At 44.7% G+C, this 24,164-nt stretch carries 15 protein-coding genes; all 15 read right to left on the bottom strand.

Annotated elements, in window-relative coordinates; all coding sequences use genetic code 11:
- Window positions 1-16: 16 nt before the first annotated feature.
- The 15 genes from NSQ20_RS28800 to spoIIID all read right to left on the bottom strand — a co-directional run bounded on the left by NSQ20_RS28800 (window position 17) and on the right by spoIIID (window position 24,122).
- Window positions 17-2,665 carry a hypothetical protein gene (locus tag NSQ20_RS28800; protein ID WP_340031292.1) on the bottom strand — a complete coding sequence of 883 codons (2,649 nt, stop codon included), beginning with the start codon at window positions 2,663-2,665 and terminating at the stop codon, window positions 17-19.
- A 131-nt stretch (window positions 2,666-2,796) separates the two neighbouring features.
- Complete coding sequence (locus tag NSQ20_RS28805) at window positions 2,797-6,366, bottom strand: S-layer homology domain-containing protein (RefSeq protein WP_340031293.1); 3,570 nt, start codon at window positions 6,364-6,366, stop codon at window positions 2,797-2,799.
- Window positions 6,367-6,884: 518 nt separating this feature from the next.
- Window positions 6,885-7,226 (bottom strand): hypothetical protein, encoded by a 342-nt coding sequence (locus NSQ20_RS28810; RefSeq protein WP_036612519.1) that lies wholly within the window; start codon window positions 7,224-7,226, stop codon window positions 6,885-6,887.
- 206 nt (window positions 7,227-7,432) lie between these two features.
- The gene (locus NSQ20_RS28815) at window positions 7,433-11,326 is read right to left on the bottom strand and encodes an S-layer homology domain-containing protein (protein ID WP_036612521.1); all 3,894 of its coding nucleotides are present in this window, start codon (window positions 11,324-11,326) and stop codon (window positions 7,433-7,435) included.
- A 165-nt stretch (window positions 11,327-11,491) separates the two neighbouring features.
- On the bottom strand, window positions 11,492-12,619 hold the full coding sequence (locus NSQ20_RS28820) for an MraY family glycosyltransferase (protein ID WP_036667762.1): 1,128 nt from the start codon (window positions 12,617-12,619) through the stop codon (window positions 11,492-11,494).
- 374 nt (window positions 12,620-12,993) lie between these two features.
- Window positions 12,994-13,755, bottom strand: a complete 762-nt coding sequence (locus NSQ20_RS28825) for a WecB/TagA/CpsF family glycosyltransferase (protein WP_076319213.1) — start codon at window positions 13,753-13,755, stop codon at window positions 12,994-12,996.
- A gap of 7 nt (window positions 13,756-13,762) precedes the next feature.
- Entirely contained in the window at window positions 13,763-14,944 is a 1,182-nt protein-coding gene (gene csaB / locus NSQ20_RS28830) for a polysaccharide pyruvyl transferase CsaB (RefSeq protein ID WP_340031294.1), read from the bottom strand.
- Entirely contained in the window at window positions 14,920-16,941 is a 2,022-nt protein-coding gene (locus NSQ20_RS28835; RefSeq protein WP_340031295.1) for a DUF5693 family protein, read from the bottom strand. The genes csaB and NSQ20_RS28835 overlap by 25 nt, the downstream gene beginning before the upstream one ends.
- Before the next feature lie 218 nt (window positions 16,942-17,159).
- Entirely contained in the window at window positions 17,160-18,881 is a 1,722-nt protein-coding gene (locus NSQ20_RS28840; protein ID WP_340031296.1) for a phospho-sugar mutase, read from the bottom strand.
- 111 nt (window positions 18,882-18,992) lie between these two features.
- Window positions 18,993-19,424: a 3-hydroxyacyl-ACP dehydratase FabZ gene (fabZ, locus tag NSQ20_RS28845; protein ID WP_036613058.1), complete on the bottom strand. Its 432-nt coding sequence runs from the start codon at window positions 19,422-19,424 to the stop codon at window positions 18,993-18,995.
- A 487-nt stretch (window positions 19,425-19,911) separates the two neighbouring features.
- Entirely contained in the window at window positions 19,912-20,136 is a 225-nt protein-coding gene (locus NSQ20_RS28850) for a DNA-directed RNA polymerase subunit beta (RefSeq protein ID WP_017691949.1), read from the bottom strand.
- A 12-nt stretch (window positions 20,137-20,148) separates the two neighbouring features.
- Complete coding sequence (locus NSQ20_RS28855) at window positions 20,149-20,988, bottom strand: flagellar hook-basal body protein (protein ID WP_047840695.1); 840 nt, start codon at window positions 20,986-20,988, stop codon at window positions 20,149-20,151.
- A gap of 641 nt (window positions 20,989-21,629) precedes the next feature.
- Window positions 21,630-22,514: a flagellar hook-basal body protein gene (locus tag NSQ20_RS28860; protein WP_340031297.1), complete on the bottom strand. Its 885-nt coding sequence runs from the start codon at window positions 22,512-22,514 to the stop codon at window positions 21,630-21,632.
- Between the two features lie 102 nt (window positions 22,515-22,616).
- Window positions 22,617-23,615 (bottom strand): rod shape-determining protein, encoded by a 999-nt coding sequence (locus NSQ20_RS28865; protein ID WP_036612542.1) that lies wholly within the window; start codon window positions 23,613-23,615, stop codon window positions 22,617-22,619.
- Between the two features lie 219 nt (window positions 23,616-23,834).
- Window positions 23,835-24,122: a sporulation transcriptional regulator SpoIIID gene (gene spoIIID / locus NSQ20_RS28870; RefSeq protein WP_024632710.1), complete on the bottom strand. Its 288-nt coding sequence runs from the start codon at window positions 24,120-24,122 to the stop codon at window positions 23,835-23,837.
- Between the last annotated feature and the right edge of the window lie 42 nt (window positions 24,123-24,164).

Consider the following 24,164-nt stretch of genomic DNA (forward strand, 5'->3'; position numbering starts at 1 on the left):
TTAGTTTTCGTACAAATTACCGATTATTATTGGGATTATTAGAACCCTCTTCCGGGAACTCCGGGATGATCGGTTCTTCTTTAGGCAGTTTGGATACATCGTAACTATAGCCTTGTTCTGCAAGACGAATTCGTTGACCTTCGAAAACATCATACAAGGCTACGCGATATGAGCCACCACGTATTTTATCAAATACCGTATCATCAATACTCCAGTTGAGCGTCTGATTAATACCTGTCTTCAGATCAGTTCCTGGTGTGAGCTCTTTATCAAAGACTTTTCCTGACCCATCAGTTATAGACAGAATCAGCTTGTGTCCGTACTCTCCACTATCCACAGCTTCCTCCTGTGTTAAGGAGTAGATCATCTCAATCTGTACTGCCGTTCCACCTGTAAGGTAAGCTTTAATATTGCTGCCCGAGAATTTGAACGGATACAAGTCGATATCATTCAGAGAAGATAGAACAGATAATGATTTCGGCTGTACTTCAAATGACATGGCATTAACATAAGCCGTTGCATCACCTTCACCGGTGACAAACTTGTTATCAGCAACCCCTTCACCTACAATCAGACGCATATCAGATAATGTTGTTACACTCTTCGGCACTTTGGCCCAGAACGTAACGATACTCTTCTGACCTGGTCCCGGTACACGGTTTGCCTGCTTAGCTGTTGCTTTGTAATATTGACCATCTGCTGTTTTGTAGTATCCTACCAACTTCGCAAGGCCACTCTGACGCAGAGACTTATTCGTCATCTCGAATTCGGTGTATACAATATCGGACGAAGATCCCGGATATACATATGTTCTGCGTATGCCCAGCTCTGTTTCTTTATCTGCAGTTCCTTGAGTATAGGTTTTCCCTTCGCCTACATAAGAGAGGGGCTGAATTAAACCGGACGTACTAAGAGTAATCCAATCGTTCTTTTCTTCCTCACTTACTTTCTCCTGCAAAGTTAATTCCAGACGGCTCATATTGAGTTCAGATGGAATCTTCGTCAGGAGATAAGCTTCGGTGACCATACCAGAACCTAGTAACTTGCCGCCTTCTGCACGAATCAGCTTCGTATCTCCATCAATACGTGCAGAATCGATTGTGAACATCGCTTCCAGCTCAGGCAATTGAACCGTTTTGGTCGATGCATTACGGATGGTGACCTTGGCAGCAATAATATCACTGTCTGTCCAAGGAAGCCGTTGCAAGGAGCCAACAGATACACCGAATGTACCTTTACTATTTTTTATTACCGTTTCCGTTGTAAGTCCATCTCCAACCGTTATGGATTCAGGAATAGCATAGATACCAACCGGATAGGAGAACTCAAAGCCACTCGTGCCTCCGCCAGATGTTTCCCCTTCTTTGCTCTCATCTTTGGTTGTAGGTGTCATCGCATATAATTTGATTTTGCTGGTATCCCCATTCCCTTGGATCGTAGAGTTCAGTTTGATCGTTTTAGTCGCACCTGGCTTCAACTTCAGATCATCTAATGCCTTCGTCTCGATCGGATAGGAAGTTCCATCTTCTGTACGGATCTCTAATGCGTATTTGGGAACCTTAACTTCTTTTTTCCCTTGGTTCTTAAGGACCCACTGCATCGTTAGATCAAACTCTTCATCCTCACCACGGACACGAGCAGATTCCAATAGAGTCGATACAGGTTGTCCATCAATCGAGATGATATTCGGTTGATTCGCTACTACGTTTACATTCGTTTGGCTAGCTTCAGGAAGCTGTAATGCAGCCACTGGCAGAGCTGTCTTCTCTTCACCTTGTTCTTCCACTAGCAGTAATTCGGACTTTTCCAGTTTCAACGCTGTAGGCAAAGAAGCCATTAAATTTAACGTTTTATTGGCCTGTGCCTGAATGCTGACACCTGTACTATCCTTATCCGGGGTCAACGGATAATTCGTACCACCTGGTGTACGTAGAATCCACTTGATGTTTGGATTATCCAATAGCTTATAACTGATATTATTCAGGTTCACGCCAACTTTGACGTATTGTTTCTTATTCTCACTTGGATACACTTTAATCCCAGAGACTTTAACCTTGACGGCTGAATCACTCAGACGAACCGTCTTCGTTTTACCTACAGGTGTAGTGATGCTATATGATGTGGGAACATTGAATTTCCCCAGCGTGCTTTCATAATTCGGTTTACTGAAATCCCATTTTACAATCAGGAAGTTCAGATCACTCAATTTCACTTCACGTCCAACCTTCATAACATATGTGAGATCCACCGTGGAACCCGGTGATACCGTCTTTTTCTCCTGATCCTTGGCGATCAGCTTTGGAGAGAAGCTTGTTCCACCTTTTGTTTTCACTTTGCTCCAATAATCGAGCATCATCATCTGTGTGCTGTCATTATTTTTATACGTCAGTGTATACGTCACCGTATTCCCGTCGTCTTGCGACAAGATATTGACGTCGGTTAATTTCACGGTACTCCGTGCGGTTACTTTAACCGCAGGCACCTTAGCCAGGGTATGTACGACTTTGTTCGTGGTTGTTGTCTGTTGCTTCTTTGTTGTTGCGCTGTTATTTGTAGCAGGTTTACCTGAGTTAGCTGGTGTACTTGCGGCAGCTACTAAACCTCCACTTGAACTGATGAATAACATACTAGTTATCAAAGTCGTTATGACCTTTTTATGATCCACTTCCAAACCTCCCATAAGTTGCTTGTTGCTATATAGTATAAACGTTTGGGGGGGCGAGAAAGTTACGATGTTGTTGGTTTTGGATACAAAAAAACCAGAGAACCGAAGTTCTCTGGTTTAGTGATAAAAAATTAGTTGATTGCACCTGTAGTAAGGTTAACTTGTTCGTTGTTTACGATAAGTTTACCAGACAATGTGCTACCTGCTTTAATTGTATCAGCTCCCAGTTTAACTACGAGCACTTGGCTTGTAGTAGCACCTTGAGCAAATTGCAATTCAGCAGAATAGTTTTTAGTTGCTTCGGAATTAGTGATAGCAACTTGGTTCACAACTCCACTTGCAGCTTTGCTAAGTGCAACTCTTACTGTTGCTTGTTTAGCATCAACTCCACCTTCAAGTTCATAATCAGTAGTTCCAGTAGTAGGTAATGTACCAGTACCACCAACAACCGTATAAGGAAGGTCTGCTTTACCTTGAGCTACCAAAGCAATATCAGATGCTGTAGCAGTGGTATCAACTGTGATAGTTTTTCCGTCTGCACTGAACACAACTTGTTCTGTTCCAGGTGCAGCAGGTACTACAGTAAGAGCTACAGTAATGTTACCAGCTTCTCCTGCTTTAGAAGGAACTGCAGTAAAGCTCAATCCATTTTCATTGACTTTAGCAATAGTTGCTGCTGTAGCAGCATTATATGTTGCAGTACCAGTCACATCGTTATTTGTAGATGTAGAACTAGCAACTACAGTATATTTGCTGGATTCTGCAACCAATGGACCGTTAGTTCCAGCTGCTTTCAGATACTTAGCACCTTTTCTAACTTGCACAGTAACTGGTTGTTTCTCAGTAGCAGTAGCACCTTTAATAGTGATCATTACTTGATTGCCGTTAGCAATTTCTGCTTCAAAACCTTCACCCAGAACAAGTTCTTTTTCAGTTGCTTCATTAGTTACGATGAAGTCATTTCCGATTTGTGTTGCTTCTCCAGCCAAATTAGAAGAGAAAGTTACGTAGAACTCATCATCAGAATTTCTTTGTGCAACAACAGCACCATTAACAGGGATACCTACGCTCTGTACTTTAGGAGAAACATTACTGTTAACAGGTGAAGTTTGATCGTTAGTCAAATTCGTTCTGTTGTTAGAGTAAGTTTCAATGTTGTTGTTAGAAACCAATGTGATATTAGTGCTTCCACCTACATAGTCACGATCTGTTTTCAAAGTAACTTTGTTCTCATCAACAGTTACAGAGACAGGATATTGACCAGCAATACGGAAATCACTAGAGCTTGCATTAGCAATTACTTGGTTGAATTCCAGTTCGAAAGTTCTAGCATCTTTTTGAACTGCACCAGTCCATTGAAGACGATTGTTAGTAGCGTCATTCAATTCTTTAGTATTAATAGAAACGATTTGACCAGTTTTAGATTTCAAACCAGCTGCAGTAATGCTCTTAACAGTTCCAGCAGGACCAAATGTAACGCGTGTAGCATCGATGTTTTCAGGGAACTGAATAACAACAGATTTACCACCGTTTACAGCATTTACAGTTGCTTCTGTTGGCAATGCAATACTTTGCGCGTTTCCACCATTTTTAACGAAGGAAATGTAGTAGTTTCCTTTGTTATTCAAAGTAGACAGATCCATTTCTCTACCGAAGTTCAGTGTAACCTTACGTGTAGATTCATTGTAATCTACGAATTGAACAGATGGACTTACGCTATCATTAGCGATAAATGTTCCATTGTACTCAACCAAAGTATTTCTCAATGCAGTAGTGTCCTGCACATCTGCAACTTTAAGGTTATAAGTTCCTGTTTTCAGTTCGCTGAAGAATGTAACATAGAAGATTTTGTTAGAGCTATCAGCTGCAGTAACGTTATTTACTGGAACGTTATCACTGCCTTTTTTCACTGTGAAATACTTTTTATCAGCTGCACTTACAGCTTTATCAAAACGTACAGTCAAAGTGTTTGTACGATCACCGAAAGTAGTTTCAACTACTTGTGGACGAACCAAGTCAACTGTAGCGTTGATTTTGTGTTCTTTCACAGCATTAGCGTTACCAGAGTAGTCTTTTACTTCTACGAACAAAGTGGACTCATAACCTGGCAGGCGGTTAGCTTGATCAAACTCAACTTCGTAAACATTGGAAGCAACTTGTGTTACTTTACCAGTTTTCTTAGTGTCGCCTGATTTCCAGTAGAAGCTATCATTAGTAACGGAGTTAGGATCGATTTCTTCATCGAAAGTAACTGTTACTTTTTCCAATGTAGCAGAGATTTCAGATACTTTAGGACCTTCAGTATCAGCTGCTACAGTGAAGTCAGTTGTTGCAGCCAAAGATTTCAGACCAGCGAAGTCTTCAACCAGGGAAGTAGTCAATTTGTGAGCACCTTCAGAGATAGAACCAGTGAAGTCACGCAGAATTACTTCGCGTTGGTTAGCACCTTGAGTTACAGAACCAACAAAAGCTTTGTCATCCAATTGGAAGTTGCTGCTTGTTGGAGCTACAACTGGCTCGGAGAAAGTTACTTTGATAACTTTAGTTCCCAGAGCTTTAACTTCTGCTACTGTAGGCAGTACATTGTCAGAAGATGTGAAGGAAACTTCACCTTGTGGCAATACAGTACCAGTAGAAGATTTCACGTTTTTAACAACTACTTTGTAAGTTGTTCCTTGCGTGAATTTGCTGGATTCGTTCAACAACAGGCGAGCTGTTTTACCGTCAGCCAACAAAGTGATGGATTTGATTCCTTTGGAATTGCTGTCCACAGAGTAGTTGTTTTTGTCAGTTGCAGTAGCTTTATCTACTTTACCGTCAAAAGCAACGTCAACTTCTTTCAAGTTAACAGAAGAAGCGGATTGTACTTTAGTTGCAGCTTCTACAACATAAGTAACTTTTTCAGTGAAAGATTTTTCTTTGTAAGTAAATTTCACTTCAGTTTCTTTGTTAGCTTCAAGAGCTTTATCCAAAGTAACTTTTACAGTTTCGCCGTCGCTGATTTTGAATTCAACAACTTTTCCACCTTCAGTTACTGTGTAAGAAGTTACTTTCAAGCTTTGTGCTTCGTCAATTGCGTAAGCAGCGCCTACAAGCAATTCACGGGAAGCGTTAGCTGTGAAGTTAGTGTTTGCATCAACCAAACCAGCGTTGATTGCTGCTTGAACATAACCTTTAGCCCAAGCTGGAGCAGTGTTGTTTGTTTCAGCTGGGATTTCAAGATCCAATGCACGAGTCAGGATTGTAGCCATCTCGGACACAGTCACTTTACCGTTGAAGTCGAAGATTTTCTTCTCAACGTTTTTACCTTCCATGATACCAGCAGCAGTTACTGCTTCGATGTAAGGTACAGCCCAGTTTTTAGCTGTGTAGTTTTTGTCAGTGTAAGAAAGAGTTCCAGTGATCTCTTTCAGACCCAGCAATTTAGTGATAACTTTTGCAAACTCAGCGCGAGTCATGTCTTTGTCAAGACCTGCTGTACCATCCGGATAACCGTTGAAGATACCTTTTGCTTTCAATGCATCAAACTGTTGTTGCGGGGAAACTGCTGTGTCACCGAATGCTACAGATGCAAACATTGAGAATGCCATTGCTGTAGACAATGCTACGGATAAAATTTTCTTCATAACCTTTTTTTCTCCTCCTTGGGCGTTCATAACATTTGAATTTTCTTTTTTAATAGGGTCGCTCGTATTCCTCATATATTGTTGCACCCCCTTTCCAGAGTTGTGAGCAAGTTAATATAAATGATGTCTGTGAGCATATCACAGAAACTTGTAAACTAGTTTGTAAAGCAGAATCACACGTAAATAGAGTAGTTTCCTAATCCTACCTTACGTATTATACAATGGGTCTCTCGTGCCGTAAAGCAATTTTTTCTAAAAAATAGACAAGATTCTTCACGAGGTCATTCTTGGTAACAGGCCCAATGTTTTCGACTCTACACTTTAAACGCAGTAGATTTCAAAAAGTTGCGGATTGCACAAAAAAAGTTTTGATTTTTTTTATGTATAGGTACAGTGCGGGTATTGAAGCCATTCAAAACCTTTTCAAACCGTTGATACAGCAGTGAATCTGGAATTGTGATCTCTGTTTTGTCTGTGCTACCAACGTTTATCTATACCCGCAACTTCAACCTATGAAGCGACAAAATTCACAAAAAATAAAATAAAAAAGCACCCCTATTGGGATGCTTCTAGTGCAGTTCTGGAAATATAAGTTATTTAATCTTCATCGCGAGTTCAATAATTTGAGCACGCATATTTGGATCACTGTTCAATCTCAGATACATATCATCAATTGGTTGTCTGTTCTCACGGTACGTTTTCTCATGCTTCATCGTCGTGTGAGACCATTCAATCAACTCATTCTCAGCCAGAACCAGATTGTTATACGCATCATGGAAGCCAGTGGACTGTACAAGCCCTTCCATAACTTCCTGAGAGATCTCCTGAGTCTTGCGTGTATCTTCCAACTTTTTCTCCAGAATGACTGCCTGCTTCTCAAACTGTGTCTTTGCCTTCATGTAGCCCAGCTGGGCTTTCGAATAAATCGGTTTCATTAGCTAACTTCACCCTCTAGATCATTGTGTATTTACCGTTATTGTATCTTAAACTCTAGCAAATTACAAAAATAGTTATTGGTAATAATTCTGTTTCTTCTATTATAAAAGTATTCTATGTCCATTCATTGACAGCCATGAAAAGGACCTGCCCCTTTAGAGTAAGGGACAGGTCCTTCCTAAATTGCATCGATGTATCAAATGAATTAACTCAAGGTTTTAGGGAATACTTTTGTGCTCTTCTTGAGCAATTCTACTGCAATTTTACCCGCTTCTGCACGTGTCAGATTACCTTTTGGATTAAAAGCGAACTGTGGCTTCTTCTGACCTGCAACTGTGACTGGAGATCCCTCCATAATTTTAGCCTTCGTCACCGCTTGTATCGCTGGTCTTGAATAAGCTTCCATGCTTCCTGAGTCAATAAAGGATTTGGCCAATGCACTAGTTAACTTGCTATCATTGCTGGCTAACTTTAATTCAAGGGCTCTTGCGATCATTACAGCTGCTTGCTCTCTTGTAAGAGGTTGATCCGGACCAAAGTTTCCATCCGTAAGTCCTGATACAATACCCGCTCTGGCTGCCGTTTCAATACTTGCGTAGTCCCATGTAAATGAACTTGTCCCTGCTCCTACATCTGTAAATGTAGGTTTATTATCAGCAGTAATCGGCAAGTTCAATCCTTTGACGAGAATGGTAGCAAATTCGCCACGGGATGCACGATCATCTGTTCCGAATTGTTCGAAACGAATCGGTTGCATGAAACCTTTAGCATATAACGCATTCAGAATATTTCTAGCCCATCCATGATTCGTGATGTCGTTGTAACTTCTTCTTAATTTCATGACTTTATAATATCCGAACTGATCAAATGGCACAGTAACTGTGTGTTTCTTGGAATCCACTTCTCCACCAATTCGTTTCCACTCGCGTCCTGGTGTGTAATAGAAGACGGAAATAGTCGTTCCAGCATCATCTACTACATTTGAATCATAGGTCAGTGTCAATGTTCCACGCTGTGAAGGCTTGATTGTACGCTCCGCTGGTACTTTAACATCTCCGTATAGAGCGTCAGGTGTATACGGTCCGATACCATTTGTCGGCGCTTTATACGTTGTTGAATCTCTTGAACCATATTCTCCGAGACCACCGCTGACCCAATAAATATCAGAAATTGGACTGAAGTTCAATGTATCTCCTACAATGGCAGAAAATCTTCTGAAGTATTCTTCTTGTACATCGAAGTTTACTGGGTCACCCTCACCTCTCTCTGCACCTACGCCCATGACAGTGCCATAATCATTGCGACGCTCTACAATACCATTATTGGGATCTGCGATACCAAAGAGAAGTTTATTGTCTGGATAAAATTTCTTGATTCCGCGAATATCAGTACTTTCCATAACTGTACCTTTCGGGAAACTCAATTCCAGCTTTTTATTAAAGGCTGAATACTTATTAGCTACTTTCGGAGCCATGTATTGGGAATCTATACCTGGACTTGTTGTGTAGAATACATCAATAGTGTCAGTGGTTGTTACACCATCACGGTTAATGGTTAGTTTAATTTTATTAGATTTGTCCGGCTTCAACCCTACATAATCCAGGACAAAGCGATCTGTCTCTACACCTTGCAGCTTCTGTGCAGGTTCTTTATCAATGATAACCCCTGTTGCACCTTCTGCTTCGATGTCAAAATGAACAAAGTTCTTATTTACAACTACACGATCACCTGAAGTCGGTTTAGGTGATAAAATACGGTATCCAGTTACTTCTTTAACAATTTCAAGTTTCTGACTGGTCTTCGCTCCCGTCCGATTGAAGAGGTCTAGTGTATAGATATACGTTCCTGGTGTATCCATTTTCAGATTACGCAGACGAATAACAAAGTCCTGTTGGCGACCTGCTCTGTCAACTGTAACAGTACCATTATCCAGTGCATACTGAGGATCAATCTTTGCATTGTCCCAAGTTGCCGTGTTTCCATCTGGAATGTCCTGATCGAATATCTTCTGAGTCCCCATGCTCAAACTCATCCGTGTCGCACCTGCTCCGCGAATGACAATATCAAAGTTCTTCAAGCTGGTGGTGATTTTATTATCAGAATACACAAACTCTGGTGACATATTGAAAGCATCTTTGACCCATTGTGCATCCTGGTCTAATGGTTCAATAAATTCTGGTCGACCTTTCGTAATTGCAGGTTGGAAGTTTCGAATGTTCGAAATATTATTATCATTAATATAGATTCGAAGTTCCTTAGATACCTCTTTAAGTTGTCCGTTCTCATCCTTAGTTGTTCCTGTCAGCACAATTCGGTTCTCACCGAAAAATAACAAGCCATCGGGTTCTCCAATAGGAATGATCACGCTATTAATTGTTCCATCTGCCCCCAGGTTCAACTTGCGTGGGAAATCCGTATTTCCGCTACCCTCAGTAGAATATGCTTTTGTACCGTTGGCAAAAATTTCAGCTACAAAATATGGACTGCTAAGCGTATCAAATCCAATGTACTGACCCAGAATTGGAACGCCTGTGGCATTGTCTTTCAAATCATGAGTTTGACCATCAGTAAGATTTTCTACAGAGATAAAGCTCTTTGAAGCGAATGAAATCGTTGCATTCCGACCTGTGCTCGATCCGGAATACTTAAATTGAACAACTTGATTTCCCGTTTTGAACCCTTTAATCTCGTAAATATTTTTTGTAGTATCTGTCGCACTAAGCGGACCTACATGGTTCACGGTAATTGTGCTTGTTCCTCTAGGCAGATAGTCCGCAACCAAAGTTTTTGGATCACTCGGTGCTCTGCTAGTCTCCACTAAAATATAAAAGTTGGATCCACTTACGCTGGCACCATCAAGTGGTATTCCATCTGGAACAGTACCAGACCCATTGTAGTCTCTAAGATACTTCAATCCTGTAATTACAACTGCATCTTGTACATATTCAAAATTCATACTTGTTGTAACTTTTTTATCCCCATAGTCTACCGATAGACTATGATTCTGTAATCGGTCAGGAGCTCCGTTGAATGTGATCGGGTTAATATCAAAGGAAATTAGGACATAAGCCGGTGTGTTTTGTCCCACGCTAGGGATATGTTCCACATTTACATTACTTACACCCGTGTTCCCATTTCCATCGACATCAATGACCGGAACTTCAGTAACATCAGCTCCCGGAAGCAATAACTGTGCTTTCACATTGGCACTAGCAGGAGTGCCTCCATAGGTCGGTCTAGCTGATGAAAGCATACTCTGCGGCAGCCCGTTTGCACCTTCAATTAAATCCAACTGAGTGAATGGTTTTGTTTCATCATAATATAACAAAGAATAATTAAATACTTTCTTATCGACGCCACTCTCAATCGTCATTCTTAGGGTATTCTCACCTGATTTTAGTGTCAGTACCGGAGAGAAGAATGTACCATCCTGCAATAGTGATGTAGGCAGCTCCGAGCCACCATTCAACGATATCGTTACTTTGGATGAGTTCTGCGCAACACCTTGAATTGTAACTTCGCCGGTGTTAACCACAACCTGAGATCCCTCATTCAAGTTGAGGTTATCCGCTCCACCAAGGACTTGCAACTTCTCAATGTATGGGACGGAATCGTATAAAATATAAAAACTCTCAGAGCGTTCACTTGGTCCTTGGGAACCTGTAAACGTAATTTTATTCATCCCTGGGAACAGTGTAATGGTTGATCTAAACCGATTATCCGGTCGATTAGGATCAACAGTTACTACCCCTGGTGCAACACGTGTACTATCAGGAGTCCAAGTGTCACCTTTGAGATTCATCAGCTGAACATTCACACCGAGTGTTGAACCTGTAACATTGGTGAATGTTCCTGTTAAAACCTGTTCCTTTCCTGTAACAACAAAAGCTGATGTACGAGACAACACATCCGCATTGGCACTGTTTCCGCTCAACTTCAGTCCTACTGTATCTTTCAATTGGACATTCCCAGCATTGTCAGGAGTAAAGTAACTTGTCTGTCCCGCGGCCGATGCAACTGGTGCATAGCCAGCGGGAATCAGAGTTACTACCAGCGCTATCAGCATTAGCCAAACAATTGGCTTTTTCATACGCAGCATTAAATATCATCTCTCCTCTTTTTAAGTCAGTTACCTTTATATATCGGCAAAAGGTACCAATTATTTAGTAAAAATCTCAAAATAAACAAAAAACCTTATCCACTAGGGATAAGGTTGGGTCTGGAATAATATTCAAGAATAGCTGTAACCATTACATTTATCTATTTATGATTTCGAACGGGTCTCCGGATTCAACTTAACGCGCATGCGCATCAGGAAGTTAATAACCGGTCTTCTCGTTTTGCTAACAAGCCCGATAACTTCTGCTCCCACTTGGAGGAAGAACATCATGATACAGATGACCACAAATGTTACCCAATTCGCTTCAAACATGGCAGCAGAAGATTGGATAATCGCCAGAACTCCGAAGAATGCGGCAATTCCGTATATGATCAGTACCGTCTGACGGTGACTGAATCCAAGTTCACGCAAGCAGTGATGCAGGTGACCTTTATCCGGTGCGAAAATCGGTTTCCGTTGTACCGCACGACGGATAATCGCGAAGAAGGTATCCGAGAGCGGCACACCGATAATGATCAGCGGTGTAATAAAGGACACGATAGCAATTTGTTTGAATCCCAGCATGGACAGCATTGCCAGAGAGAAACCAAGGAATAGTGATCCGGTATCCCCCATGAAGATCTTGGCCGGGTGGAAGTTGAAGAATAGGAATCCGATAATACTACCCAGCAATACAAGACACATCAAGGCAATCATCATGTTACCCATCAGGAAGGACATCACGGCAATGGTACCAATTGCAATACCAGATACACCGGCTGCCAGACCATCCAGACCATCAATCAGGTTAATCGCATTCGTTACACCAACAATCCAGAAGATCGTCAGCGGAATGGATACCCAGGCTTCGAGTGAAGAGTAGGAATCCTGAAACGGAATGTTAACGAAATCTACCCGGATATTAAATCCGAATACAACGACAGAAGCAGCAACGATCTGACCAAGCAACTTCACTTTGGCTGACAGTTCAAACCGATCATCGAGTGCGCCGATCAGCACGATAATTGTCCCACCAATCAGAAACGCGCTGACAAAACTCATATCTCGAGTCGTGAACCATGCCGATACAAACGGAAGCAATGCAGCAACTGTAATAATAAAGGCCAGGAATATCCCCAGACCACCAAGACGAGGCATGATCCGTGTGTGTACTTTACGTGCATTCGGCGTATCCATCGCGCCAATGCGGACTGCGAACTTTTTGACAAGTGGTGTCAGGGCAAGAGCCAGTCCCATTGACACGATAAATCCAATGATAAAGATCGCTACCATTTGAACATTCGACCCCCAATTATAATACCTGTACGAAATTATAAATCCCCTGATCTCTTTTTATATATAAAAAATTATTTGTTAGTCACTTTTGATGAAAAATTTTGTTACACGATAACGGAGAGTGCAAGGAAAACTAGAGAAGTGTAACGTTCGCATTTATCACCGGATTTCATCCTTTGGAAAAGGATAAAAGGAAATCTGGGGATAACGGCGATCGACAGGTTGCCTTGCAATCGTAGTGCCAAGTGTAACGCTTCTGTTTTCATGGAGTGGCACACATGTAATCCGGAATGAATTATACGCTCATCACACCCGAAAAGCCATCCTCAATTTCTAGCAAAAACACGCATTTATCTCGCAATTACCTGTTTTTAACGGACTTTCGTCACGTTTTCTTTGTCACGCATCACCTTAACAGCGAATTTCGGAAGCGCAAGCATACGGCCAGCCCGGCTTGGTTCACGCAACAAGCGATAGAACCACTCCAGTCTTAACTTTTGGAACAGCATAGGCGCACGTTTGGTTTTGCCCGAAATCACATCAAAGCTGCCGCCAACGCCCATGGTTACAGGAACCTGTAGTGCATCTTTGTGTTTGTGAATCCACGGTTCTTGGGTGTCCGCCCCACGTGCTACAAACAACAGATCAGGTGCCGCTTCCCGAATAGAAGCGATGACCTGTTCATCCTCAGCCGGACCAAAATAACCGTCGCGATAACCCACAATTCGAATCGCCGGATATTGCTGTTGTAACCGAACTGCCGTTTCTTGAATCACCTCAGGGGTGGAACCAAGCAGATATACGCCCCATCGATAGTTTTCTCCAACACGCAGCAATTCATGTAAAAGCTCAAAACCCGGCACTCGCTCAGCTACAGGATCTCCACAATAGTTTGCAGCCCATACGACACCTGTTCCATCAGGAACAATCAATTCCGCAGCTTGCATGACTTCCATGATTGCGGGATTTTCCAATGCAGCCATGACCATAATTGGATTGGCTGTAATGACCTGATGTGGTGTCTGTTTGGACAGCACAGCTTCCTGGAGAACCTTTACCGTTTCTTTCATCGTCAGTTTGGAAAAAGGAATGCCGTAGATCGAAACGGTAGGTATTGATCCGGTCTGACTCATCTTTATCTCATCCTTTGCGGCCTAAATAGTTAATAATCTGCTGTGCAGGCACTCTGGCTTCCTGCTTCAGTTGGGTGATGCCTTCTTCATGTTCCTTCAACCACTGTGAACGTTGATCCAGCAGTCCAACAACAGTCTTGGCGAGTTTATCTCCATCGAGTGTATCCGTATTTCCTGCTGGTTCACTGTCCAGACGAAGCAGGAATTGATCAATTTTCGGATCATACGAGATACCCACCGGAGGCACATATTGCGAAGCTGCATAGATCAGACTGTGCAGACGCATACCGATGACGAGATCACACTTGCTGACTTCCTCCAGCATAAGCTGAGGGTCGGTCAGATCTTCTGTGATACTAATCTCGCTGCCTTTGCTGGTCACATCACCGAGCATTTCCATAAGGAATCGTGATGCCTGTTCATCCACTGGCAGATGAAATGGCAGAAAACGCAGGTGCACCGCTCTTTTGGAGCACAGCTTTTTCAATCCGGCGGCAATAGCCGTAAGTTCCTTTCGGTCTGACTCCCAAAAACGTACCGATACGCCGATCACAGGAAGCTTGGTATGTCCTCCAGTTGAAGGTTCCACTCGATTAGCTTGAGAAGCAGCATTTGCTGAGACAGCACCTACGCCCCTCTCAACTTTTGTTTCAGGTAATGGCAAACCCATTACGGGGTCGGGTACAACATGGATCTGATTCCACTGTAACCCGAGCCCACGCAGGTAATCTGCAGATTGTTCATCCCGAACGGATACATAGGTGCAGGCCTTAAAGACCGATTTGATCATCGGATTGAAAATTTTACGATTCACAGGGCCAATCCCCTGTGCATAGATAAACGTTGGTTTTTTCAGCCACTGGGCCAGCTTGATTACACCCAGATAATAAGGAATGGATTTCAGTCCAGTTGCATCCTGCAATAGGCTTCCTCCGCCACTAATTAACCCGTCGCTCTCCTTGAGTGCTTCACGGACCTCCTTCAATTTCATACGATGCACGGAGCGCACACCGTACATGGCGGTTGTTGACTCGGGATCACCCGAGAGAACAATAGGTTCAATCGTTATGTTCGACCTTTGGCTTTCCTCTTCCAGCGCTGTCAAAATCGACTTTAGCACCGCTTCGTCTCCGCTATTGCGGAATCCGTAATACCCCGAGATGACTAACTTTTGAGAAGTGGTGACCATTTTTTCCAACATCCTTCCGCTACTTGCCACACACCCACAGCAATGATACCGAAGATTAAGCCAAGTCCCAATCCCATCACTCCACGAATGAGTGACAATACAGCCGGCGTATGGATATGCGCGAACGTATCCACCATGGACAACTGTCCAATCGCTGCAATAATGAGCACAAAGATGACTTTACGATATTTTAAAGCGGCGAACACGCCAACGATAAATAGCGGGTGTCCCAGCATAAATTCTTTGAATCTCGGACGTACACCGAACGTATCTTCCAACGTGGTACGAAGGAACATCTCTAATGGTGTTACTGAACCCGAGTTGCCTGTACGGCTCAAGTAATAGTACCCAACAATGGCAGCAACAAGCGCCAAAACAACCATTAACACATTAATTGGCATACGAAGCATTTCTTTAATTTTCTTAATAGAGAATGAACCCGAGCCACGATAAAACACAATATAGATCGCTACCAGTGCCATAGGTGCAAAGTGCAACAGACTCACGCCGCGGAACTGGTTAATGACCAGACTGTACGTAATGCTGTTAAGCAACGCGATGACAAAAGGTACCGCCAGGAATGACAGAATCGAAGTTCTTACATATAAAACTAATGTCTGTTTCAAACGACGACCCGCAGATGCGTCGGGTTGACGCTGTTGCTGATAGTTCACTGTACGAACGGCCAGCACCATCGCTATGGTCGGCGCGGCGATTGCCACAAGCAAGGCAATTCCTTGTTCCAGCAGCGTTGGTTTCAAAAGGAACAATCCTGCACTGCCCACCAAAGTAACCACAAATGCGATCAAGGTCAGTAGTGGGATAAAATAAGAAACCATAAGTGCAATCATGGCAATTGCACCAACAAGAGCAACCAGCTTGGCATAACGCTGAATCGAAGAATCCTTAACTGAAAATGCCTCAGCTTGTCCTAGCTCGAATCCATGCTTCGCCATGCGTTCTACGGCATGACCCGGCTCACCCAGGCTGTTGATCAGATTCTCAATTGGATCTGTAATCATAGCCTTTGCTGTATTCCGGCTTGGTGATGCATTCATATAGAGCATACGAATGTTGCGATCCTTGGTTGCGAGAACAAAACGGTCAGCAATCGTATCTACGTCCAGATTGGCATCTCCATCACTAAGCGAGTACAGACGCGTAACGTTGTAATCCGTTTTATACGCAAGAGTCTGGAAACCAGACTGTGGTTTCTTCAAGTTCTCGATGGCTGCAAGACCAATATTGTGCTTGTTCAGCAACTGTGCGAATTGGTCGAGACTTTTCATCTCTTCATTATCATTGTACCCTTTCACAGCATCACCATCAAACAAGATGCGCTTTACGCCATTCTCTTCGAAGAAGGTAAGCAAGCGCTCCATCGATTCTTGGCTGTATGGCACACTGTCCGAGATCCGCGGCAAAATGTAGAAACCTTTATCACGTAGCATCTTCACGGCAACCGGATCGGGCTGCAAAGGCTGCATGTTGGCATTCTCGGGAGGAGTCTGCAATATTAAGCCGCTACGACCTTCATATTCCCATGGTACTACCGGAATCTGCCGATCAGCGAACGTATGTTCAATAATAGGGGTATACGTCTGTGCGTTTTCCTCTGATGTAAATAACACATACGTGTAATTTGCATTAGAAGGGATCACATCTTTGGTCAGGTTCGCGAGATCCTGGCCGTTATATACCATTAGTCGGCGTGTCTTTCTCAGCTCGTCCAATGTACTTTCGAACACAGCCATCGTTGTTACGCCTGCGTCTTTTAGACGAGTCAATTGTTCATTCATGAAATCTTGCGGATGTGCCTGATACGCTGAGATATCCAGCAGTCCTCGATAGTTAAAGACAAGCTCCACCTTTTTGGCAGAAGATTCTGTCTGCACCCGATCACTGATGACAGGGATGGACGCGACCAGACCGATAATAACGACGAGCCACAACCACTTCCGAGAAGCGTTATTCCAATAAAGCCATTTTTGACGCACTACATGTACCTCCTCAAGTGTTGGAACCAAATGCACGTTCAGCTCAAGTAATTCGTTCATTTAAACATTCATACAATAGGTTACAAACAGCTTGTGTCAACAAGCCCTCTTATATGCTAGAACCATCTACACTTTTATTTCAAAGAAAAACCCCTCCGCCAACCAACCTTACGGTGCGGAGAGGCCTTCTCATGTTCTTGCTCATTGTTGCATTCGTATTATTGTGCGTCTACACGCGACATCACTGTAGTCACCAGACGCTCGATCCGGCTTTCCGCATCTTCCAAATTCTCTCCACGCACGGCGAAGTATACTTTGATCTTCGGTTCTGTTCCTGAAGGGCGCAAGCAGAACCATGAACCGTCTGCCAAAATGAACTTCAGTACGTCCGCCTTCGGAAGACCGTCCAGACCAAGGGAGTAGTCCAGTACATCTTGTACAGCAATTCCCGCTACTTCTTGTGGCGGATTGGAACGCCAGTCCGTCATTTTGGCTTGAATCTGAGCCACGCCGTCTTTGCCTTTCAGCGTACGGGACTCCAGCTTCTCCAAGAAATATCCGAATTGGTTGTACAGTTCTTGCAAGACATCATACAACGTCTTGCCTTGGCTCTTATAATACGCAGCTGCTTCAGCAATCAGCATCGAGGCAAGGACAGCATCCTTGTCACGGGCATAGTTACCGGAAAGGTAGCCATAACTCTCTTCATATCCGAACAAAAATGTATGACTGCCTGTTGCTTCGAACTGGTTCATTTTTTCACCAATATATTTGAAGCCCGTCAGTGTGTTCATCACTTCTGCACCGTAATGTTCAGCAATAACAGCACCCATCTCACTTGTTACGATTGTTTTGACAACCGCACCATTGCTTGGCAGTGTACCTGTCTCTTGCAGGCGACTGAGCAGGTAATGTACCATAATGGCACCAGACTGGTTACCGGACAAGACGAAATATTTGCCATCATTGTCTTTCACGACAGCACCCATACGGTCTGCATCCGGATCTGTTCCGATCAGAATGTCAGCGCCTACGGATTCTCCCAGCTTCATTGCAAGCGTAAACGCTTCGCGTTCTTCCGGGTTAGGGGATTTCACGGTAGAGAACTCAGCATCCGGCTGTTCTTGTTCAGCTACAATGTGCACTTGCTCGAATCCGATCTGCTCCAACACGCGACGTACAGGGATGTTACCTGTTCCGTGAAGCGGTGTGTAAACGATTTTGAAATCACGGCCTATGCCGGATTGGATCAGTTCACGGCTCAGACTGCGGCTCGCTACGGTATCCACAAACGCTTGGTCTTGGTCTTCACCCAACCAGATCAGGAGTCCTTGAGCTTCTGCTTCTTCTTGCGTCAGCTTTTTCACGTCAGCAAGGGAAGGCACTTCCTGGATGTACTGAATGACTTTTTCCGCTTCATCCGGTACCAATTGACCGCCCTCATGATTGTAGACCTTATATCCGTTATATTCCGGTGGGTTATGGCTCGCTGTTACAACGATCCCTCCAGTTGCCTTCTGATGACGCACTGCGAATGACAACTCAGGAGTTGAACGCAGGGATGGGAACAGCTTGGCTACAATGCCGTTTCCAGCCAGTACAAGCGCAGCATCCAGTGTGAATTCAGGTGAAAAATGGCGGGAATCATGAGCAATGACAACAGAAGGTTTGCCTTCTTGGTCACCATGCTGCTCAAGCAAATAACGCGCAAATCCTTGCGTTGCCCGACCTACGGTGTAACGGTTCATCCGGTTACTTCCCGCACCAATGACCCCGCGCAATCCACCTGTACCAAACTCCAGGTTTCTGTAAAAACGTTCCTCCAGCTCTTTCGGCTGATCCTGCAAGTCACGAAGCTCCTGTTTCGTTGCTTCATCAATCGAAGCATCCTCCAACCATTGCTGCAACGTCTCTGCTGCTGCTGTGCTTAACTGTTCCATTCCGATAAACCCCTTCCGTCTATATAAATTCAGGTGTGCTGAGTTACTTCAACATCTTGCATCATTCGGTCCGTCTAAGTTCCTGCATGATGTCAATGCTCACGTATGTAATCAGCTTGGGTCAGACAGTGCAAACATGATCTCGCCTTCAGCGACCACTTTGTCGTTCACTCGGGCAGTTGCTTTACCTTTACCGATAGAACCTTTCAGACGTGTAATCTCCACTTCCAGAATCAACGTATCTCCGGGCACAACTTGTCCACGGAATCGGAAGTTGTCCAGTCCCGCCAAAAAGCCGATTTTGCCTTTGTTGCCTTCCAAATTCAGAATGGCTACCGCACCAACTTGAGCTAGCGCTTCTGTAATCAGTACACCCGGCATTACGGGATACTCTGGGAAATGACCAATGAAGAAAGGTTCGTTAATAGTTACGTTTTTCAAACCAACGGCACGTTTGCCATCCTCAATCTCTAGAATCTTGTCCACCAGCAGAAACGGGGGGCGGTGCGGGATGATTTCTTGAATCTGTTTGATATCGAGCACAGTGTAATCTCCTCTCGGGATGTTTATATGAGCGTTCTTCATCATGGATTTTTCATGTGCGCATAGGTGACCGTTACGGTTACGGATCGTTCTTTCGATCGCTGTTGTTTCCTAATGTTTCTGAACTATTTTTCAGATGGATAACATTAGGAAACAAAGGCGAGCGCCTCGCTTCTTTCGAACGATTCCGTTCCCTTCACTGACTTTAGTGCGGACATGGAAAACCTGATTATGATCAAGTCGAAGCTCATATAAAAGGTTTTTAATTTTAAATTTTGTATGGAAAGCATATTTTCGGTTAACACTAGTTATATCCTTCATGACTGCAGTAGTGAAGGTTAAGATAAGGGGTCTCTCTTCGCGATGACGAATGTCTTTCGCAGGGGAGGCCTCTTTTGTGACGTCAAACGTCATCCATCATTATACTGTTTTCAACGTCAAAAAGAAAACTCCTGCCTGCGCAGGAGTTTTCGCTTAACTCGTTACATTATGGAGCGAATACCAGATTATATACATGTTCCCATGTACTCCATTGCCATACGGAACCGATATCCTGTTTGCCCAGTACCACATATCCAGCTACCATTCCGCCAGCGAGGGCAAGAACAAGCAGGACCGGAACCAGGAACCATCTTGCGATGCGCCATCCACTCTTCTTCTTCTTGACTTCCTTTTTCTCCGGCTTACTGTTCTGCTGCTGTGTTTCTGTCATCACATTCACCTTTTACGCTCTCATATTGTTGGCAAGACCCAACATGGAATCACTTGAAGTTAGCGCCTTTGCCGCCAGCTGATATGTCCGCTGTCCTTGCATAAGCAAAGACATCTCCTGTGTCAGATCCACATTGGATTGCTCCAGAAATCCTGGACGAATCAATGCAGCTGCTTGACGTGTAGCTGCATCAGCGCCAAATACATCATCCTCGGTTAATCCCGCATCCAGTCCAAACAGGTTATCCGCATACTGTACGAGCCCCTCAGGGCGTTCAATGTCTACCACTTGCAGCTGTGCTCCAATGGTTGCATTTGCCGCATTACCGCGTCGGATTAACAGGTTGCCATTTTCATCAAAAGCAACTTTGCTATTATTCGGTGCCGTAATACGATTGCCTTGACGATCCAGGGCAAAGTGGCCTTCGCCATTGACCATCACCATCATATCAGGTGAATTCGGAGTAGGCTTAGGTCTTGTATCAGGTACAAAATGAAATGCACCCTGACGTGTCCACATTTTCTCCCCATTCGCTTCAACTGCAAACATCGCATTTCCTTCAATGGCCAGATCGGTCGGAAGGCCAGTCTCGTTCAAGGGGCCTTGAGACATATCCTTCGTTACATCTGCCAAACGAGCACCAAAACCGAGGTTATATCCCATCGGTGTGGAACGTCCATCCAGTTTGTACTTGTCCGGTTGTTGTTGAACCCGGGTCAGCACATCCTCGAAGGCCGCTTGCTTGCTCTTATAGCCTGCCGTATTCACGTTGGCAATATTATCGGAAATGACATCCAGACGCTGCTGTATGGCAGTCATGGAAACCTTGGCACTAATCATGGAATTATTCATTGGTGGTATACCCTCCCTTGTGTCCTGTCCACCCTCCCAAACCCTCCCTAGTAGGGAGGGCCCCAGATGGCGCTGCCCTCTGGACTCCCGAAACAGGCGGATTAGGTAAGTGGGGTACGATCTTGCTAAGTGACGGTGGTGTGTGTTCGCCGCGACTGCCCGACTATGATTCCCGCCATCGTTTCACATGGCTGAATCATAGTCGGGCACGCTCTTTATGCGGCGTGTAGCTCCGCGAGGTCTCTTCCTACTTTGCTTCGCAAAGGGCTGTCGAGACCGTCGCTTCGCTCAGGTACTGCTGCGCAATCCTCGCATAGGCTCGGCTGCGTCTACGCTCTTGCGCTCCGCGTGGTCTCTCCTTGCTTTGCTTCGCAAAGGGCTGTCGAGACCGTCGCTTCGCTCAGGTACTGCCACGCATTCCTCGCATAGGCTCGGCTGCGTCTAGGCTCTTGCGCTCCGCGGGGTCTCTTCCCTGCTTTGCTCCGCAAAGGACTGTCGAGACCATCGCTTCGCTCAGGTACTGCCACGCATTCCTCGCATAGGCTCGGCTGCGATTGGTTTGCGCTTCGCGTGAGCCTCTCTGCTTTGCTGCGCAAAGGGCGTTTGGCTCTCCGCTGCGCGGTTATATTTAAACGTCGGCGTTATACACGCCCGACTTCATTGACGGCTTTATCCAGACTGCGGTCGTAGAATTGTACGATCTTCTGGTTTGCTTCATACGCCCGGAATGCGGCGTTCATATCAACCGTTGCCTGTGAGGCATCAACATTGGAACCTTCCAGGTAACCCTGACGGATCTGCACATTATCACCAGCTGCCATCATCCGGGACGTTGCCCCGTTTGCATCGCTGAGACTGAAGTTGCCATTACCTTGACGAACCAGTTGATTCGGCTGGTCAATGACACTAATGCCAAGAGTAACCCCTGTCGGTGCACCCGTTGCTGCATCTACCAAACGGCCTTGCTCATCCACTTTAAATTGCTCCACAGAACCTGTCAACACTACAGGTTGTCCATTATTATCCAACACTTGTGAACCTGTTGAACTCAGCAATTGTCCCGTTCCAGTGATCTCGAAGTGACCATCGCGTGTGTATCCGGTGTTACCTTCTGCATCCTGAACTGTAAAATACGCCTGAGGCTGGTAAGTCACCGTGCCGTCGGCCCGTACAAATTTGCCTGATGCGTCAAACGGGACAGGTTGTCCAGTCTGCTGATCATTGACAGTCATATTGGATGAAATGGAAAAATCATTTTTCTGCCCAGTCTCCATAATGGTCCCCTGCAAATTCATGGACAAACTCTCTTCCGCGAACACCCCCGTGTTCAGCTTGCCCAGCCGCTTTGTTGGAAGATTTGCATCTCCGCCCACCAAAGTAATGAGCATTTCCGGGAAGGAACGGCTTACGCTGTTCACCTGTTTATATCCCGTGGTGTTCATATTTACGATATTCTGTGTTGCTGTGTCATGGCGGCGTTGTTGCGTAATCATTCCCGCAGTAGCGGTGTACAGACCTCTTAACATGAATTAACCCCTCTCCTCAAGCGCTTGACCTGCATCACAGGTTGGCTGCTTGTCCGTTCTGCTTCCCAAGCATGGCGAACCTTTGCTATTTATATCGGCAGATTAGAACTTTTTCTTAACCACCTGATCCAAATTATTAAGCATTATGCCTGTCCCCTTCACGACACAGTGCATTGGATCTTCCGCCACCCATACCGGTACATGCAATTCATTGGACAAAAGCTCGTCCAGTCCGTTCAGCAATGCACCTCCGCCAGTCAATACAACACCACGGTCGATAATGTCCGCTGACAATTCAGGCGGTGTACGTTCCAATACCGATTTGGCTGCCACGATGATGGATTGCACGGAATCCCAAAGTGCTTCCTGTACTTCATTTCCCGATATCGTTACGGTAACAGGAAGGCCGGATACCATATCGCGTCCGCGAATGTCCATCTCCGTTTGATGTCCACCCGGATGTACGGTACCAATCGCAATTTTGATATCTTCAGCGGTCCGTTCACCGATCATGAGCTTGTACTTGGCTTTGATAAACTTGATAATGGCTTCGTCGAACTTGTCCCCTGCGACTTTAATAGAAGAGGCGGTGACCACGTCGCCCATAGAAAGGACTGCAACGTCAGTCGTACCGCCGCCGATATCCACGACCATATTGCCGCTCGGCTGAAAAATATCCATTCCCGCACCGATCGCTGCCGCTTTCGGCTCTTCTTCCAGAAACACTTCTTTGGCACCGCTGCGTTCTGCCGCCTCACGGATGGCCTTCTGCTCCACGGAAGTAATGTTCGTTGGTGCACAAATCAAAATCCGAGGGTGGCTGTACCAGCTTCTTGCACCCACACGATTAATGAAATGTCTGAGCATCGCTTCTGTAATCTCGAAGTCCGCAATAACGCCGTCACGCAGCGGTCTAATGGCAACAATGTTACCTGGAGTACGCCCCACCATACGACGCGCTTCTTCCCCAACAGCAAGGACACGCTTCGTATCTCTTTCAATGGTCACGACGGAAGGTTCATCGAGGACAACCCCACTTCCTTTCACGTGAATAAGCACGTTGGCCGTGCCAAGATCAATACCGATATCCTTGCTAAACATAAAAGAGCCCCCAAAGTGATATTATTTGGTCAGCGTATCCTGTGAAAAAGAGTCCCTTATCACGTCACCGCTCGTTCGACAAAGTGCAACATATATATGTAAAAATCGGGCTGATAAGATGTCATAATTCGATCCTGTACCAGCATTTAACATATCATACTTCAGGGGAGGGATTCAATGCATGTGTGAGCTTTTTGGCCTACGTCTTTGTGAAGATGCTTACGATTTGGCGGAAGCCAACACCTCACGTTTCTTGCCACTCGTTTTTTTGTATTTAATTTTGGTCGCTTCACCGCCCCGCAAATGGCGGATGGACTTGTGATACTCCAAAATGTGTTTCACCTGGTCAGCAAGATCAGGGTTGATTTCCGGCAGACGCTCCGTCAGATCCTTATGCACAGTACTCTTTGACACGCCGAATTCTTTGGCTATGGTACGGACCGTATTCCTCGTCTCAACAATGCAGCGACCAATTTTGATGGTCCGTTCCTTGATGTAATCGTGCACGCTCCCGCCTCCCTACTGTGTGGATAGTTTGGTACATTATAT

This window comes from Paenibacillus sp. FSL K6-1122, assembly GCF_037977015.1.
Lineage (GTDB): Bacteria > Bacillota > Bacilli > Paenibacillales > Paenibacillaceae > Paenibacillus > Paenibacillus amylolyticus.

Excerpts from the sequence above, each read along its gene's own strand:
- NSQ20_RS28805 (WP_340031293.1), bottom strand. The coding sequence starts at position 6,366 with ATGAGGAATACGAGCGACCCTATTAAAAAAGAAAATTCAAATGTTATG.
- NSQ20_RS28840 (WP_340031296.1), bottom strand. The coding sequence starts at position 18,881 with ATGGAACAGTTAAGCACAGCAGCAGCAGAGACGTTGCAGCAATGGTTG.
- NSQ20_RS28820 (WP_036667762.1), bottom strand. The coding sequence starts at position 12,619 with ATGGTAGCGATCTTTATCATTGGATTTATCGTGTCAATGGGACTGGCT.
- NSQ20_RS28855 (WP_047840695.1), bottom strand. The coding sequence starts at position 20,988 with ATGAATAATTCCATGATTAGTGCCAAGGTTTCCATGACTGCCATACAG.
- NSQ20_RS28815 (WP_036612521.1), bottom strand. The coding sequence starts at position 11,326 with ATGCTGCGTATGAAAAAGCCAATTGTTTGGCTAATGCTGATAGCGCTG.
- NSQ20_RS28850 (WP_017691949.1), bottom strand. The coding sequence starts at position 20,136 with ATGACAGAAACACAGCAGCAGAACAGTAAGCCGGAGAAAAAGGAAGTC.
- NSQ20_RS28865 (WP_036612542.1), bottom strand. The coding sequence starts at position 23,615 with ATGTTTAGCAAGGATATCGGTATTGATCTTGGCACGGCCAACGTGCTT.
- csaB (WP_340031294.1), bottom strand. The coding sequence starts at position 14,944 with ATGGTCACCACTTCTCAAAAGTTAGTCATCTCGGGGTATTACGGATTC.
- NSQ20_RS28810 (WP_036612519.1), bottom strand. The coding sequence starts at position 7,226 with ATGAAACCGATTTATTCGAAAGCCCAGCTGGGCTACATGAAGGCAAAG.
- NSQ20_RS28825 (WP_076319213.1), bottom strand. The coding sequence starts at position 13,755 with ATGAGTCAGACCGGATCAATACCTACCGTTTCGATCTACGGCATTCCT.
- NSQ20_RS28860 (WP_340031297.1), bottom strand. The coding sequence starts at position 22,514 with ATGTTAAGAGGTCTGTACACCGCTACTGCGGGAATGATTACGCAACAA.